The sequence below is a fragment of the Okeania sp. SIO2C2 genome, from assembly GCF_010692625.1.
GTDB lineage: Bacteria > Cyanobacteriota > Cyanobacteriia > Cyanobacteriales > Microcoleaceae > Okeania > Okeania hirsuta.
Genome location: NZ_JAAHGM010000021.1, coordinates 35,344 through 52,134, shown reverse-complemented (window position 1 = coordinate 52,134; position 16,791 = coordinate 35,344). Strand labels below are relative to the sequence as shown.

At 38.6% G+C, this 16,791-nt stretch carries 14 protein-coding genes and 3 pseudogenes; 7 read left to right on the top strand and 10 right to left on the bottom strand.

Translation table 11 applies throughout. The features are described from left to right. The 3 genes and pseudogenes from F6K18_RS18455 to F6K18_RS36695 all read right to left on the bottom strand — a co-directional run. Nucleotides 1–559, bottom strand: a pseudogene (locus F6K18_RS18455) (pheophorbide a oxygenase); the annotation flags it as partial. Between the two features lie 78 nt (nt 560–637). Then, a complete protein-coding gene (locus F6K18_RS18450; RefSeq protein ID WP_287522735.1) occupies nt 638–1,252 on the bottom strand; it encodes a Rieske 2Fe-2S domain-containing protein in 615 nt (204 codons plus the stop codon). Between the two features lie 143 nt (nt 1,253–1,395). After that, the gene (locus tag F6K18_RS36695; protein WP_353735108.1) at nt 1,396–1,503 is read right to left on the bottom strand and encodes a hypothetical protein; all 108 of its coding nucleotides are present in this window, start codon (nt 1,501–1,503) and stop codon (nt 1,396–1,398) included. Between F6K18_RS36695 and F6K18_RS18445 the strand changes: the two genes are divergently transcribed. Further along, the gene (locus F6K18_RS18445; protein WP_287522734.1) at nt 1,473–2,000 is read left to right on the top strand and encodes a zinc-binding dehydrogenase; all 528 of its coding nucleotides are present in this window, start codon (nt 1,473–1,475) and stop codon (nt 1,998–2,000) included. The two genes, F6K18_RS36695 and F6K18_RS18445, sit on opposite strands and share 31 nt — an antisense overlap. Before the next feature lie 535 nt (nt 2,001–2,535). Here F6K18_RS18445 and F6K18_RS18440 read toward each other — a convergent pair. Further along, complete coding sequence (locus tag F6K18_RS18440; protein WP_287522732.1) at nt 2,536–3,333, bottom strand: SDR family oxidoreductase; 798 nt, start codon at nt 3,331–3,333, stop codon at nt 2,536–2,538. A 181-nt stretch (nt 3,334–3,514) separates the two neighbouring features. Between F6K18_RS18440 and F6K18_RS18435 the strand changes: the two genes are divergently transcribed. Next, nucleotides 3,515–4,987 carry an NAD(P)/FAD-dependent oxidoreductase gene (locus F6K18_RS18435; RefSeq protein ID WP_287522730.1) on the top strand — a complete coding sequence of 491 codons (1,473 nt, stop codon included), beginning with the start codon at nt 3,515–3,517 and terminating at the stop codon, nt 4,985–4,987. Between the two features lie 472 nt (nt 4,988–5,459). Here F6K18_RS18435 and F6K18_RS18430 read toward each other — a convergent pair whose 3' ends face one another. Continuing rightward, entirely contained in the window at nt 5,460–6,704 is a 1,245-nt protein-coding gene (locus F6K18_RS18430) for an alpha/beta hydrolase (protein ID WP_287522729.1), read from the bottom strand. A gap of 43 nt (nt 6,705–6,747) precedes the next feature. Here F6K18_RS18430 and F6K18_RS18425 point away from each other — a divergent pair, with 43 nt between their 5' ends. The 4 genes and pseudogenes from F6K18_RS18425 to F6K18_RS18410 all read left to right on the top strand — a co-directional run bounded on the left by F6K18_RS18425 (nt 6,748) and on the right by F6K18_RS18410 (nt 9,057). After that, nucleotides 6,748–7,716: an SDR family NAD(P)-dependent oxidoreductase gene (locus tag F6K18_RS18425; protein WP_287522727.1), complete on the top strand. Its 969-nt coding sequence runs from the start codon at nt 6,748–6,750 to the stop codon at nt 7,714–7,716. A 44-nt stretch (nt 7,717–7,760) separates the two neighbouring features. Continuing rightward, nucleotides 7,761–7,872, top strand: a pseudogene (locus F6K18_RS18420) (zinc ribbon domain-containing protein); the annotation flags it as partial. A 170-nt stretch (nt 7,873–8,042) separates the two neighbouring features. After that, nucleotides 8,043–8,767, top strand: a pseudogene (locus F6K18_RS18415) (IS1 family transposase). After that, on the top strand, nt 8,764–9,057 hold the full coding sequence (locus tag F6K18_RS18410; RefSeq protein ID WP_353735107.1) for a zinc-binding dehydrogenase: 294 nt from the start codon (nt 8,764–8,766) through the stop codon (nt 9,055–9,057). Before F6K18_RS18415 ends, F6K18_RS18410 begins: the two are co-directional and overlap by 4 nt. Before the next feature lie 308 nt (nt 9,058–9,365). On the opposite strand, the gene trpE is transcribed toward F6K18_RS18410, so the two are convergent. Together trpE and F6K18_RS18400 are read right to left on the bottom strand one after the other, a co-directional pair. Next, complete coding sequence (gene trpE, locus F6K18_RS18405; RefSeq protein ID WP_287522726.1) at nt 9,366–10,901, bottom strand: anthranilate synthase component I; 1,536 nt, start codon at nt 10,899–10,901, stop codon at nt 9,366–9,368. A gap of 336 nt (nt 10,902–11,237) precedes the next feature. After that, nucleotides 11,238–11,666 (bottom strand): photosystem I reaction center subunit II, encoded by a 429-nt coding sequence (locus tag F6K18_RS18400; RefSeq protein ID WP_287522725.1) that lies wholly within the window; start codon nt 11,664–11,666, stop codon nt 11,238–11,240. Between the two features lie 1,139 nt (nt 11,667–12,805). On the opposite strand from F6K18_RS18400, the gene F6K18_RS18395 reads away from it, so the two are divergent. Beyond that, nucleotides 12,806–13,135 carry an STAS domain-containing protein gene (locus F6K18_RS18395; RefSeq protein WP_287522724.1) on the top strand — a complete coding sequence of 110 codons (330 nt, stop codon included), beginning with the start codon at nt 12,806–12,808 and terminating at the stop codon, nt 13,133–13,135. Between the two features lie 9 nt (nt 13,136–13,144). Here the strand turns inward: F6K18_RS18395 and F6K18_RS18390 are convergent, their stop codons facing one another. The 3 genes from F6K18_RS18390 to F6K18_RS18380 form a co-directional block, all read right to left on the bottom strand. Next, nucleotides 13,145–15,232, bottom strand: a complete 2,088-nt coding sequence (locus F6K18_RS18390) for a DICT sensory domain-containing protein (RefSeq protein ID WP_287522723.1) — start codon at nt 15,230–15,232, stop codon at nt 13,145–13,147. A gap of 361 nt (nt 15,233–15,593) precedes the next feature. Beyond that, nucleotides 15,594–15,911: a DUF2973 domain-containing protein gene (locus F6K18_RS18385; protein WP_287275914.1), complete on the bottom strand. Its 318-nt coding sequence runs from the start codon at nt 15,909–15,911 to the stop codon at nt 15,594–15,596. Between the two features lie 264 nt (nt 15,912–16,175). After that, nucleotides 16,176–16,493 (bottom strand): DUF2605 domain-containing protein, encoded by a 318-nt coding sequence (locus tag F6K18_RS18380; protein ID WP_287244538.1) that lies wholly within the window; start codon nt 16,491–16,493, stop codon nt 16,176–16,178. Nucleotides 16,494–16,791 lie beyond the last annotated feature (298 nt).

The following is a 16,791-nucleotide window of genomic DNA, read 5'->3' as shown; positions in this document are numbered from 1 at the left end:
GTGCTGTAATTACTAAAGGTAAACCGACTTTGATACGCAAATTATCTGGAAAAATAGCAACTCCAGACACAATAATTATGAAATAAGTTATCAGGAAAATTTGTAATCTTTGTAGATTTTTCAATGCTTGCCAACAACTACTGCAATGCTGAGTATGTTGTTGATAACGATCCAATAGTGAGGCATGATTATTATTTATTAGATAATTATTGGAATCACTAATTCCGACTTCATTCCAAGGTAATTTACCATGACAATATTTATCAAACCAATTTCTAAACTCAATGACTAAACGGTCTGCACTTGTAGGTAAATTATAAGCTGTTTTCCAACTTTCACTTGATTGTTTTTGTTGCAGTAAATGTTCCTGCTGATTCAGTAAAACCATATCTCCATCAAAAGTCAAATTCCAAATTTTAAGATGATTCCACCAACGGGGTGTTAACCGATGTATTGTTTTAGCAAAGTTCCTTGAATATTGAACAACAATTCTAGATTTTCCAGGAGATACAGGCAAACAATAAAGAATAAGTCCTAATTTTTTTTCAGTATCACCAATACTAACTAAATATTCTAACCGACAAGGTGGTTCAAAATTAATTTTTACAAGATTGTTGCCATTTGAGAAATAGAAAATTTAAATTAAATTGATTGTTGATTGTACAATCTCCATCACTATTGGTATTGCTTTGTTTCTATTTCCTTGCACTCCGTGATGAGCAAAAGGAACATGACTAGGATCTGCGACATTTTCTACGAGAGTTTGCCAATTATATTCTAGATCGCGGACATAATAAGACCACACAAAACCTTTCTCAGCATCTATTTGTGGTGATAATGGTAAGGGTGTACTAGCAGCTAGGTCTACTGTTTTCGCATCAGGCCAAACCCAGAGTAAATCATTTTCCTGGCGTACTGGTAAGGCAGTTACACAGAAATTTTTTTGATTTTTGGCGATAATTTCAGGATTTTCAGCTTGTGGAATATGAGTACAGATACCTTGAGCATCAAATTGCCAACCATGATAACTACACATTAAATTACCAGTTTTCTCATCAATACGACCCTCGCTTAAGGGTGCTAGACGGTGAGGACAAACATCTAAAAATACCTGGTAATTCTCAGAATATCTTGGCTTCCAGATAACTAAACGTATTCCCAACAGAGTTACAGGAACAGGTATTTCTGGATCGAGGTCTTCAATGGGAGAAAGAGGATACCAGTGCTGAAAAAAATTAAATTCGGTTTGCATTTTATTTTAGGTAGTAGTTTTTAGGTCAATTTGTCTCATCTATACCAATTTACTCTAAGGATGTCACAAATAGTCAGCAACTGATGATCTAGAATCATAGGCTGAAATTATTGTAAGCGTCAATACTTTAAGTCTATCAACTTTCACTTCGCCCATTCTGACTTCCATGAAATCATGTTTTTAGTATGCTTGGCACCCCAATCTCTCATAGAAATCATAATTGGATCCAGAGTACGACCATAATTTGTCAGGGAATATTCTACGTGTGGCGGTACTTCAGCCTGAAACTATCGCTTGGTGTCAAAAACTTGGTGCTGATGAGGTGGTCAATCATCGCAATAATCTTGCGGAAGAAATTGATAAAGTTGGTTATCAAAATGTCGATTATATTCTGTGCTTGAATGACACCGATGGTCACTGGCAAGCTATGACTAAAGCGATTAAACCCCAAGGCACGATCTGTTCCATTGTCGAAAACGAACAACCGCTAGATATGAATACTTTGAAGAGTAAGAGTGCTGGCTTTGTTTGGGAATTTATGTTTACTCGCTCCATGTATCAAACAGAAGATATGGCAGAGCAAAGCAATTTACTTAATGAGTTGAGTCAACTGATCGAAGATGGTGTAATTGTTACAACTTGCAATGAGGTAGTCAAACCGATCGATGCTCAAAATCTACGGGATGTTCATCAACGTCTTGAAAAGGTTAGAACTATTGGAAAAATTGTTTTAGCTGAATGGAATTAATTTTTAACTAGCTATCAGCTATCAGCTTTCAGGTATAACACTAGGATTGACACATAACTACCAGATATTGTAGGGGTTAACGGCCGTTAACCCTTACAAATGCTGTATAATACCAAATTGATAAATGTTTGCTACAAATATCTAGGGTATTTCTTAGGAGTCATATCAAATCCGGTTAAACAACCATAGAATGGTTAAGTTAGGAGTCCTCAGGAGTCAACCCACCCCTCGCTCCTCCCCCTCCCAGGAGGGGAAGTCAGGAGTCAGGAGAAGAAAGAATTACAAAGATGAGCGTAGTTATGAGGATTGAAGATTTTTTTTATGTCCAATTAAACGGATTTGAGATCAGGAGTCGTATGGGAATAGCTTTAATACTATTTTTTTTTAGGGCGTAAATTATCTTTTTTGCTCAAAGGAACATCTCCTGGAAATTATTTTTATCGATCTTACTATTCGTATTTGTAATTCTCTCTCCTCCTGACTTAACCATTCTATAACTGTTTAACCAGATTTGATATTAGATTGTCTTTTGATTTCAAATCAATCGATCGCTAATCCAATCAACCAACCCAGGGAAATACTGCTTGAAAATATGCAAACTTTGAGCTGCTCCATCGGGAAATACATGAAGTTGGTTACGAACAATGGCTTTAATTGTTTTTTCCATTACTTTAGCTGGATTAGTTGCCAAGTGTTCAGGAAAACCTTCCTTGCCTTGAGCTAGCGTTCCATAACGTTCTGAGAGAAGAATAGGAGTACGACTGAAAAAGGGATAAACAACAGTGACTTTAACATTATGGCTTTTTACTTCATTAAAAAGTCCTTCACTAAAACCACGCAAGCCAAATTTACTGCTGGAATAGTGAGCCATTCCCCCAGCACCTATCCAACCTGCTAGAGAAGAAATATTGACAATGTGTCCTTTTTGGCGTTCGATCATCCCTGCAGCAAAAAGAGAACTCAACCGCATTGGTGCTAGTAAATTGACCTGCATCAACCGTTCCCATTTATCAGAGGGAACTTCGTCCATCCGACCAAATAATCCTATTCCCGCATTATTAATTAAAATATCAATGGGTATATCTAATGCTTTAACTCGATCATAGAGATTCAAGCAACCTTCGCGGTGAGAAAGATCGCTCTCAATACAAGAAATTATTTTCCCTGTAGTGATTTCGCTGGTTATTTTAGAAGCTTGCTCATCTAGAGAATCTTGTTTGATATCGCTCACGACTAAATGGCTACCAGCTTGTAATAACTGGCGCGTAAGTTCCTGGCCAAACCCCCCTATGGCACCAGTCAGGACTACTGTAGCATTATTTAGTTCGGTCATCTGATTTGGTTGTATGGTAACTCACTTATATTGATGTGCTTAACATTCTAAGGTAGACTTGGTTAAAATTCTAAGTTAAGACAGTTAGCTGTACATATTTTTTTTTCGTAGAAGATTAGAATATAAAAAACAGTGAGGTGAGCGGGTTCGCAGCCAAATAAGAAGATAGGAGAATTAAATCATGTCCACGAAACACTTTGATATTGCAATTGTCGGAGCTGGACTTTCTGGTATCGCAGCTGCTTACTATCTACAGCTCAAGTGTCCCAGCAAAAACTACATCATTCTGGAAGGTAGAGACTCAATGGGCGGAACTTGGGACTTCTTCCGTTATCCAGGCATCCGCTCCGATAGTGATATGTATACCCTGGGTTATAGCTTTAAGCCCTGGCCCAAAGCTAAATCTATTGCTGACGGGCCATCAATTTTGAAATATATTCAGGAAACAGCCTCCGAGAACGGCATTGACAAACACATTCACTATAGTCTCCTGGTGAAGAAAGCTAGTTGGTCAAGCGATCGTGCTGTCTGGACAGTTGAAACTGAATGCAAGAAGACGGCTAAGACCCTTCTCTTTAGCTGCAACTTCCTTCTAATGTGTTCTGGGTATTACAGTTACAAAGAGGGTTATACACCTAAATTCAAAGGGATGGAGTCCTTCAAGGGAGAAATAGTTCACCCACAGCATTGGCCAGAAAACCTCAACTATCGCGGTAAGAAAGTAGTTGTCATTGGCTCTGGGGCTACTGCAATTACCCTAGTCCCGGAAATGGCAAAGGATGCAAAACACGTAGTAATGTTGCAGCGATCGCCTACTTATGTTGTCTCAAGCTCTGAGTCTGATGTGCTTGCCAATCTCTTAAACAAGTTCATGCCCAAAAAGCTGGCTTATGCTATACTTCGTTGGAAGTATATCGCACACCAACAATTATCTTACCGTATTACGCGCACGAAACCTGAGATGGTTAAGCAGAAACTTCTCGAGCTGGTCCGCAAAGAACTTGGAGATGACTACGATGTCGAGACTCATTTCACCCCACGCTACAACCCTTTGGACCAGCGCCTTTGTCTCGTACCGAACGGCGATTTATTTGAGGCAATCAAGTCAGGTAATGCCTCCGTCATCACTGATATAATTGAGACCTTCACTGAGAAGGGCATACTCCTGAAATCGGGCAAAGAGTTGGAAGCTGACCTCATTGTTACAGCGACGGGGCTCAATTTGATTATACTCGGTGGCGTGCAATTCAGTGTAGACAACCAGGCAATTGAATTTCCGAAGACCTATACTTATAAGGGCGTGATGTATTCGGATGTACCGAACTTGGTCTCGGTCTTTGGCTACATCAATGCTTCCTGGACTCTGCGTGCCGAACTCGTGGCGGAATATGTGTGTCGGTTGATTAACTACATGGACGAGATGGGATTTCGTCAGTGTACGCCACGCCTGCGCGATCGAGATGGGAATATGCAAGCACGCTCTTTAATCAAAGATTTTTCTTCTGGCTATATCCAGCGCGTGATGCACTTATTCCCAAAGCAGGGTGACTGCGAACCCTGGATTTACCCGCAGAACTACCAACGCGACAAGAAAATGATTCGTCATGGGGCACTCGAAGATGGTGCGTTGATATTTAGCAACAAGGAAATATAACTTTAACGAAGTCAGAAGTCAGAAGTCAGATAGGGGAGCAGTCGGTAGGACGACCTACAGAAGTTATTTTTGTAACGGGGTTTTGAGCAAGGCTCCAAAAATATTGCGCCTTCAAAGGCGGGGTTGCGCGACCCATATTATTTTGATAAATGATTATTATTATCAAATGCGAAAAATCAAGATTTTAGACAGTATCTTAATAGTTGAAACCCTTATCCAACAATAGTGTTGAAGCGCTTATTATATCACATCCGTTTAATTATGATTTTCTTCTATAACAATGAGCGCTGGTATATTTACAAATTGTAGTAGGGGCAAAAGAGCTAGAAGTCTTATATGATCGGCAATTTATTCCCCCTGTTCCCTGTTCCCTGTTCCCTGTTCCCTGCGCACAGCGCTATAAAATTCTGTCTCCTGTCTCCTGTCTCCTGTCTCCTGATTCTATACTATATTTTGTGGTGCAAAATGTGGGTTACACCGATGCTACCGGATTTGATATCACCCCGTGAAGCACAGATGCTAAAAAGCGTTCGGTATAATACAAAGCAAGCTGATTGCTAATCCCAGGAAAAACTGCGTCAAAGGAGTGTTCTGCCCAGGGGATTTCTAAAAAAATAGCCTGGTTGCCAGTTGCTCGCAGTTGAGTGTATAAAATTCGTCCAAACTTAGGTTGTACTACGTGGTCGCGACCTGCATAAACCAGTAAAGAAGGGGGAAGAGCAGGTCTAACATAACTTTTGGGAGAAGCTTTTTGATAGAGTTCTAAGAGTTCGTCTGGTGTTCCTCCCAAAAAATCCCGCAGGACAGTATTTGTATTGATAGGATTGGGAAAAGGTGGATTGCGGAACCCTTCTATTAAGTTACTAGGTGCGTAGTAACTTACCACTGCTCGAAAAGGCATAGCACCTTGCTCGTAAGCAGCCAGAGTTGCTAAATGGCCTCCTGCTGAACGGCCCATTATCGCTATGCGCTCAATATCTACTTCCAAATTATCCGCATGGGCTTGAATGTACTGCAAGGCTGCTCGTACATCTTCGAGTTGAGCGGGAAATTTATACTTGGGTGCATGGCGGTAATCAATAGCTATTACTGAGTAGCCTTGAGCTGCTATGTAACAACTAAACCTCTCATAGTTATCAGGACTGCCTTGTCTCCAAGCTCCACCGTAGACAATTACCACAGTAGGAAACTTCTGCAACTTTTGTGTAACTAAAGGCTGGTAAACATTTAGTTTGAGGTCTACTCCATCGGGACTGGCAAAGACAATACCTCTTTGAGTCCGAACTTCCTTTTTAGGAAGCCCACGAAAAACATCTGCAAGGACAAATGGTTGGGGACGCATTTGGGCTTTTAAGTCTTCAGGAACACTTTGTAAATAGTCTGTTCCCAAAACCGTCTCCATCTCAACAGCAAAGTTAGTGTTGGTAGTAGCTAGCTGGCTCAGTGGCAGTAAACTTAATATGAGGCCAAGTAAGCTAGAGATGAAAATGAGAGCAGACCACCAAGTTTTGTGAACAAAAATTGTTAGTATCAGCGCAAGCAGATTCAGGCAAATCAGCCAAGGGCTAATTTCTGGAGTTGCCACTCCCAAAGGTAAAAGAAAAAGATTTGGAGCAGGAACTATAATCCAGAGACTGAAAAAAAGTTCTAATATACTCAATAGCAACGGAATTAACCACCAGAACTGTAAAATCCCTGATAAGTTTGGTTGAGGCATCGTTTTTCGCTAAACTGTATTTGGTAAACTATAGTAAGTAATTATGACAGACCTGAAAGGTAAAGTAGCATTGGTTACAGGAGCAACGCGGGGTATAGGTAAGGGCATTGCAATAGGTTTAGGTGAGGCCGGTGCTACTATCTATATTACAGGTCGTAGTCTCGAAAAACCTTGTGTTAACGATGGCGTTTCCGGTACTCTCCAGGAAACACAGTTAGCTATTGAAAAAGCAGGTGGTAAGTGTATTCCTGTTCAAGTAGATCATGCGGATGACGAGCAAGTACGGTTACTCTTTGAGCGTATCGAAAATGAACAACAGGGGCAACTCCATATATTAGTGAACAATGTTTTCTCAGGAGTAGAGGCCATTAGAAATGCCTACGGTCAGCCATTCTGGAAATCTGAACCTAGTCTTTGGGATCTTGTGAATAATGTAGGTCTTCGCAGTCACTATATTAGCAGTGTATTTGCTGCCCGAATGATGGCTCCTCGTGGGGGGGGAATTATCTTGACTATCTCTTCCTGGGGTGGTATGTCTTATCTATTTGGTGCTGCTTATGGTGCGGGTAAGGCAGCAAGCGATCGCCTGGCAGCAGATATGGCAGTAGAGTTAAAAGCAGATAATATTGCTTCTATATCTATTTGGCCGGGAATTGTCGGTACAGAGCATATAATTAATTTTACCAATCAATTGAGTCAAAGCAATACTGTAGATAGTTTTGGTGATAGTGAAAATTGGGAAACTCCTTTGTTTATAGGTAGAGTTATTGCCAATCTGGCTGCTGAACCAAGTATTATGAGTCATACGGGTAAGGTGCGAATTGTTGCTGAACTTGCTGAAAAATATAATATTGTAGATGAGAATGGTAATTGCCCTATATCTGTACGTTCCCTTCGTTTTTTAATTCCTTTTACTATTCCTGCACTGAGAAAATATGCCTGGTTAATACCAAATTTCAAAATCCCTTGGTTTTTATTGCTATGGGCAAGGTTGATATCACCTCAAATTTAATTATTGGATAGTAATGGTATAGGAGGTGTGGGGAGTGTGGGACGTCTATGGGTTTTTATGAATTCAGAAGACAGCTAGAATACAAGTGTGAGTTATATGGTTGCTGAGTTAATCATCGTTGATAGATGGTTTCCCAGTTCTAAAACCTGCTCTAACTATTTAGCGTACGCATTCTTTACCTGATCATACCTTCACTTACCAACGCCCAATTTTAATTATCAATGGTGCAGGGAGAGTTGGTTCTATTGCGATTCAAATAGCGAAAAAGTTAGCGTTGGTGAATATAGAATGCTTAAGAATAAAATTGTTGTCAAACTCAAGAAAAAATGTACTGTCCCAAATGCCAATCTTCTCGTTATCAGAAAAATGGTTAACGTTAGGGCAAAAACAATTCTTTAAGTTGTCACGACTGTGGCCAACAAGATTGTTGAATCTCCTAACCCCAAAGCAGATCACCCTGAAGTTAAACAACTATGTCTTAAAATGTATTTTAATGGTATGGGATTCACAGCTTAAGCTAGAGTAACTCAAATCAATCATGCAACCATCATTAACTGGGCCCGCGCAAGCAGCAGAAGAATTATCTGATCAACCCTTAGATACTGAAATTCCTGAAATTACAGGGGTTAGATGAATTACAAACCTTTGTAGCAGCTAAAAAGAACAAAGTCTGGATTTGGACAGAGCGTGAATCATTGGAGAGAAGGAATTTTGCTTTGGGTAATTGGCGTTCGCGATAGCGATGCGGAGCATGATCGCTCTAGTCAAACTTTTGAGTTACTGTGGCAAATAATTAAATGTTGGCTCGCGTTTTTGGTATGTAACAGATGGTAGAGTGAGTTGATCAAAGTTATATTCAGCCCAGTTGCATCCAGAGTGTTAGTAAAACTTACATGACCAGAGTAGAGGGTGAAAACACTCGTTTAAGACATCCTAAAAGCAAGATTAAAACGAAAAACTTTATGTTACTCACCCATCTCTAAAAATGCTTAAGTATTCCATTTCCTTACTATTGTACTACTTAAAATTTAAGACTGTGCCAATCCCATAATAAAGCATTACACATTCACCAACGCCAAAAAGTTAGCCAAGCTTAATATTATTGCTACAGCTTCTCGTCCTCAAACTATCGCTTGGTGTCAAAAACTTGGTGCTGATGAAGTGGTCAATCATCGCAATAATCTTGCGGAAGAGATTGATAAATTTGGTGATCAAAATGTCGATTATATTCTGTGCTTGAACGACACTGATGGTCACTGGCAAGCTATGACTAAAGCTATTAAACCCCAAGGCACGATTTTTTCCATTAGACATCTCCAGAAAAGAGGCAGTAGGCAGTAGGCAGTAGGCAGTAGGGGGAAATAATTGATAATTTATGTGCGAGAATTGATTTGATTTTGGATTTTTACCAGATGTCTATTAGACATAGGCGTGAAAAAGATATAGACTGTTTGCACATAGCAGGCAACAGGCAACAGCTCCGGAAAGCAACAGGGAATAGATTTTTAGGAAAAAGGTAGGAAATAGTAGGGGTTAACGGCCGTTAACCCTTACAAATGGTGTATAATTTCGTCTGCGTGCGTCAGCCCTGTTTCTAATCATTTTTTGTGCAACAAAGCTATTGTCAAACTAACTTTTTACCAACATTTTTAACTCTTTTTCAAACACCGAATTGCCTCCAACAAACCTCTAGCTTTATTAATACTTTCCTCATACTCTGTTTCTGGCACAGAATCAGCAACCAAACCAGCTCCCGCTTGCACAGTTACAGTGTGTTTACCATCATTTTTCGGCCGAACAACCATAGTTCTAATCGTAATAGCACTATTCAACTGACCCTCAAAATCATAATATCCATAAACCCCAGAATAAGCACCCCGGCGACAAGACTCTAATTCATTAATAATTTCCATCGCCCGAATTTTTGGCGCACCGCTAACAGTACCCGCTGGAAAACAAGCCTTCAATAAATCCCAAACAGTTTTCTCATCTGCCAATTCTCCCACCACATTACTAACAATGTGCATCACATGAGAATAACGTTCAATTATCATTAATTCATCAACTTTGACCGTTCCCACTCGGCAAACACGACCCAAATCATTCCGACCTAGATCGACTAGCATAATATGTTCCGCTCTTTCTTTCGGGTCTTGCAACAACTCCTCAGCTAAAGCATTATCTTCTGCATAAGTTTTGCCACGGGGACGAGTTCCGGCAATTGGTCTCACCGTAGCAAGACGTTTGCCATCAGGGGTATTTTCTGCTTTTACCATAACTTCCGGACTCGAACCAATGATTTGCCAATCACCAAAATTAAAATAAGCCATGTAGGGAGAAGGGTTAATTAATCGTAGGGAACGATAAAGAGCAAATGGCTCCCCTGTATATTCCGTTGAAAGTTGTTGTGAAATAACTACCTGAAAAATATCTCCTGCTTTGATGTAGTCTTTAGCTTTTTCAACATTGGCACAAAATTGTTCGCGGGATGTATTACTGCTATAGATATCTCCAACTTCTCGACTTTTTCCACCAGGTGGTTGCCATTCTAGTAAAGTATCTTGTTGTGATAGAGGAGATTGCAATTTATCTACTAACTGAGAAACGCGATCGCAAGCTTGTTGATAAGCTACTTCTAAATCTACCTCTGGAGAGCGGAGGTCTGCATAGGCGATCGCCCAAATCTTCCGTTTTACCTGATCAAAAACCAAAAGATTATCAACCTGCATCCACAAACCATCAGGCAAATCATTTTCAGTATATGGGTAAACAGGTACACGAGGTTCGATCCACCGAATCAACTCATAACCCCAAAAACCAAATAAGCCACCAATATCAGGTGGTAGTTGAGGTAGTTTGACAGGTTGATATTTTTGCAGACAGTTATCTAGAGTTTCAAAGGGGTCTCCCTCAAAAGTTTTAACTGTGCCATCGCGGTAAGTTTGGGTAGTATGTTCCCCTCTTACCTCCAATGTCCACAATGGGTCACAGCCAAGAAAACTATAGCGTCCGATTTTCTCCCCACCTTCAACTGATTCTAGTAAAAAATTGTATGGTTGACCCGCGCATACACGATACCAAGCAGAAACAGGAGTATCGAGGTCTGCTACCCATTCTTGGTAGACAGGAACAAAGTTACCTTGTTTTGCTAGTTGGGAAAATTTGGAGAAGTCTGGGAATATCATAAATTTTGAGGTTTTAGATTTGAGATTCAGCAGCGACTCTAATAAAATTAAAACCTCAGCTTCAGATGAAATATCTGGAAGCCAAGGTGATCATAGAAATTGACACTCTCGCCGTTAAATCACATGATTATAACGGAAAATTATTGTTTTGCTGACGCAACGCTACGCATTTAATGTCGCCGAGCTAAACACAGACTCTCAGCCTAGATATACAAATCAAACAAGTTGAGTTGCATCTCATATAAACAATCGACCCAAGCTTTCTTGCTCTGTCTTTACGCTGAGGAAGCCGTTGACTAGCAGGCGGTGCGCTTTTATCTACTGATTAATCACAACCTATGAGTCGTATGGTTTCTTACCAGTAAACTTGAGAGCAGCAGGTTCTGGGTTACTGCCAATGTTACGGTCGATCTTACCTACATAAGGACGTCCTTCATTAACCTTCTCAGGGAAGACTCCATCTTTCGGATGTAGGTACTCGGTAGAACCATCAGGGAAAATCCGATAGATTTTGAAGTCCTCAATTTTGGGCTTAAATTTAGTCCGTAGTTGAGTGCCGAGGGCCAAGCATTGCTCTTTGCGAGCCAAGTATAGTAGATTTTCACCTGCATTCATAATAGCTGCACCACCTGTAGGCATCTCAAATACCTGCTCTTTTGAGCTAGTCCAGGTAATAGCGTACTTTTCTTCAACTTCGGCCTTGGTCAGTAAGCCACCAGTACTGCCACCGAAAATAGGGGGTTGACCTGTTAGTTCGTCTGCCATAGATTTTTTATATGAACCTTTTTATGGAATCCTATCACCACAGTTACCCAGGTTTAAGAAATTGTAAGGTTCTGTTACAAAAGGATATTTTAGGACTATGGCCAGACTTTGGGCCATTAGTTACTAATTGCCATCGACTTAAAGATAGTATCATTCTTTTTTTTCGGTTATGGTTGAAGTTAAAAAAGAGGGTAATTGCAATAGTCCTCTTGAATTTTACTATGACTTGATTTTAGTCTAGATGAATAATTGATTGAAGAAGGCAACTATGCAGAAGAGAAAATTGCTTATGGATAGTCAACGACTGGCCACTTCGTATCTATAAACCCCAAACAATTTTAAGCATCACGGGTGATGGTGGAGTATTAAACCTGCCACATAAAGGGTAATAAAACTATCAGGACTTAGATATAACCACTATATATAGTATCATAAAGAGCAACCACCCCTACAGGTGGTGTATTATCTAGAGTAATCCTAAATAATTTGTGAAATATTAACTACTTTCGGCTTCTAGTTAAGCTGTTCTCTAAAAAGAGAACAATATCTTACAACTAAAATAAGTAGGGTTTGCTAAATAAAATTGTAATCAATACCTGTAAAGGCTTCCAGGATTTTTTATTCTGAAAAAGTGCAAGGTTTTTAGCTGTTGTAGTCTAAAAATGCTAATACTTTTCCCCTGACAATGCGGAAAATTTGGCCGTAGCAGATATTCTAACCTCTTGCCTGTTGCCTGCTGCCTGTTGCCTACCCTTACCAAAAGACTTTTTCAGCAAACCCTAAGTATTGCTACTCATGGCACTTCTTGAGTATTTTTACCTTTTGCTTTTTTCAGGAGATTTTTTACAGAACCGGAAGAGAATTGCTATATAGAAATCAGCTATCAGTTGTAAGAGAGTTTTTTCTGTCTCAAATGAGTGGTAGATGTGAAAAAATAATTCCTCACAAATCATTCCTGATTGCTATAGATATTTTTCGTAGAATCAAAAAAGCACAATTTTTTTGTTTATGGGAAATACTTATAGTAACTAACTTTTGGTGAAAACCGAACGTTACCAATTACACTTTATTCACGATTTTTAATACAATATAACTAAAACTTATTTTTCACCTTCATTTATTGAATTATATCGGACTATATGGAAGCAATTTTATTTCGCCCTCAAGGCAACTTAGATTTAAAGAGAAGTTATCAACTCAAGCAAATAATAGACAAACTAATCGACAAAACACGAAATTTATACTGGATAATAGATATGGGATTAGTAAACAAAATTAATAATTTGGGATTAACTACTTTAGTTATTATCCGAAAAATTTCTGAAAAAAGAGGATGTCTATTATATCTGTTCAATATCCAAGATGATATTCAATTAGTTTTTCAATTAACTGGATTGGACCAAGGATTTCATTTTTTAGAAGATGAATCATTTCTCTATTCATTAAAACCTAAGCTACTACTTTGCTAGCTGCTAAGTTTATGAATTAGATTCCTTTCTTCTTGTTTGATTTTCCCTCTCCATTTTTTCACTATTACTAACAATTGGAATTGTAAAGTGAAACTGACTACCCCGATTTTTACCCGCTGACTCTGCCCAAATTTTTCCTCCCAAGCGAGTAATAATCTGCCGACAAATGGCTAAACCTAAACCTGTACCACCAACACTGCGCCGTAAAGCACCTTCCTCTTGATAAAAGCGATCAAATACAGCTTCTAGGCGCTTAGGTTCAATCCCACGACCAGTATCAGAGACTGTCACTTCCAACATATTATCTCCATTAGAAGTAGCTCCAATCATTACTGTTCCTTCAGAGTGAGTAAACTTACAAGCATTATCCAGGAGTTTTGACAATACCTCTACTAACCATTCTCCATCAGCTAAAACTAAAGGTAGTTCTGTCGATACCTGAGTAGTAATATTCGGTAAATCTCTTTGTAAATGATGGGCACGAATACTACTCAGAGCCAAATCAACACATTCTAATAGAGGCAGATATTCTACATTCCACTCAACCGTACCACTTTCTAAATGAGACAATGTTAAGAAATCTTGCACAAGATGACGCATTCTATCTGCATCTGCTAATGCAGTTTCCAACATAACTTGACGTAACTCTGCAGGCATATCTGGTTCTTGACTCAAACTTTCAAGGCAAACTTGAATAGTTGATAAAGGTGTCCGTAGCTCGTGGCCAGTAATTGCAATTAAATTACTACGAGTCCGGTCCAGAGCTTCTAATTGTTGATTTAATTCTTCTAAGTGGGCATAAGTTTCCGCCTGGATCAAAGTTATACCTAATTGAGTAGCGATCGCTTCTACCAAATCTATTTTGTCATCAGACCAATTATGGGGACACGATCCACAGTGGTGTAACTCCACCATACCTAAAAGTCTTCCTTGATAAAGCAAAGGTACCATTAACCAGCTCTTAATTTTCCATTGAGATATTAATGTTTCGATACAGTTTTTGGCCTGAACTTTAGAGCTTTGTGGTGTTTCTGTCAAACAATAATTAGGTAGTAAGCTTGTATCTTCTATAGAGACTTGCTCTTGAGTTTGAACAACCCTTTGAAATAAAGGATTATCTTGTAAAGGCCATTCTTGATTAACCACAGATGTAACTGACGAACTTAAATATTCATGCGTAATAGTTGCTGTGACATCTAAAGCTCGACATTGATAAATTAAGCATCGGCAAGCTAAAAGTGCTTCTCCCAATTCTTGCACTGCTACTTTGATAATCTCATCAGAGTCTAGCGATCGCCTCATGGCATTAGAAATAATATTAATCAGGCGCTGTTTTTGTTCCTGAACAGCGATCGAGCGATATGCTTTAAGTAACTTATATTGACTTGCCTGTAAATAAGTCACCAAACGTTGGGCAAAAGGATCGTTAAATTGAGGATTTTGAGTAACTACTTCTGAAGCTTTTTTTAGGTAACGACGATTAGAGCTAGATTTTCTTTTTGCAGATTTTCTTCCCATCTCTACATCAAGATTGATGCTATAAACTTCTCGTGCTGCTTGTACTTTTTCTTCTAACTGTGGCCTATATCTGAGTATTCTATTCAGTAATAATTCAGCAGCTTGGACACATACTTGACGGTCAAAAGTCCAGATACCTTCAAATCGACGTGCCTGATCCATGGCAATCAACTCAGATGTTTCATCACTTTTACCAGAATTAAAACCCTCATTACAAATCAAACAACTTGAATACTGTTGACCAAGTACCAGTAAATTCCATTCCTTACTTAGAATCTCTTTAATATTAAAAGCTATTGTTTCGTAATACTCAGAAGAATCTTTAAATGCTGTTTCTGGTGCTGCTAGTACATATACTTGGGATGTTAGGTTAGCAATTCGTCGATAACGATGAGCTTCCTGACGATAAAAACGCTCTTGCTGAAAAGTTGCAATTACCAGAGGTTGATCGGAGCTTGCTAAAACCTGGTCTTCTATTGCATGAGATAGAGCAGTCAGGGATGACTTAAAGTAAATTTGTGGTCTCAACTGCGGAATCTCTTGCACCAGTTCTGCCAATACGGACTTAGGGATGGTCATCTGGCGGTTAATCTTTACCCTACTGCACTACTAATACTAAATATACATTGTTAGTGTGAACACTACAGAGGCTTTTATTCTTTAGTTTTGTCTGATCCCTGATTTATAGCCGGGTATTTAGTATAAGTATAAATTATTTTATCTCAAATATTTAGCATTTTAAAATTATAAAAATAACTTGCTATTATCAGTTTTTTTGAAACAAAGCAATAGCAAGTTTTTAAGTTTTTATCAATTTTCTGCTACAGCAATTATGAATTTGATTGTACAGAAAATACCTGATAATTAGAGAATTAAAGACTTTAGACTTTTTATGTATATCTTGTAATTTTTACAAATCTTGCATTATTTGTTGCAGTCTTTATTTATCCTTCTCGTCTCTAGTTTCACTACTAGATTCAAGCTCAGAATTATAAATAGCATCCAACTGTTGACGAGCTTCTTGTACATTAACGGAACGCATCACCAACAAAGGTTCATCAATAAAATTCCCAGATTCATCTAATAGTTCCGGATGTGGAATTCTACGAGACTTAGAATAAGAATCACCAGAAGACCATTCTCGGTTTGAGGGTAAAGATTGAGACTCAAGGCCCACAGTTAATAGACTACGGATTAAATTACGAACAGCCAAAACGGCAACAGTAGTAAAGGCTAGGATATAAAGCAGATGTAACATGGTTTTCTCCAGGGCCATATAGGCACTCAGCAAATTTTAAAAAAGTTTAAACAGTTTTTCTTATTTTATATCTACTTAACTCTGGATGAGTTTTATCCCCATAAATTATCTGGGTCAGTCATCATCAATTTCCAGAGAAGATAGTGCTTTTATCGAAAAATTAATAGTTATCAATTCCAAAACTGTTATAGTTAGTTAAAAGTTAACTAAATTTTATTTTTTGATTTATGAATTGATACTTAAATTTGAGTGTAATGAGCAATTCTATCTAGATTGTTCTTTGCGAAATCGCATTGAAACTTGCCAGCATTCCGTTAGTAAGTGATGCCAGGGCATAAGCACTGTAGTTTCTACCCCAACTTGACCTTCAGTTGCATGAAAAAGAGTTTGTGCTGTACTCACTTCCTGTTGAGCTTGCTTAACTCTGTTAAGTAGGTCGAATTGTTCAGTGCTACTAAGAAAAGGAATTTTTTCTCTCTCCAATAACTGACGGGAACGCTCAAAGCAATACTGAAAATCCTCTAACAAGGGTTTAAGTACTGCTTTAAGTAAATCTGGTTCGGGCAGTCTTGGATTTAGCATTTTTCTAAATTAATTTCTTATTCTAGATTTTATCTTAACACTCTTTACACTTTTTAACATTTTACTTAATAAATGTTTTCTAAGGGAGCTTGAGATTTGAAAACTAAAGGAGTAAGGATTTTAGAGCCAAAGCCAGTCACCTTTGATACTTATTTTATACCAAAAATATGATTAATTTATACATATTAAAAGTACAAAAAATGCTAAGGCTGACAAAAATTATTAGACATCTCCAGAAAAAAGGGAACAGAAAAGAGGGAACAGGGAACAGGGAGAAATAATTGATTTGATTTTTGAT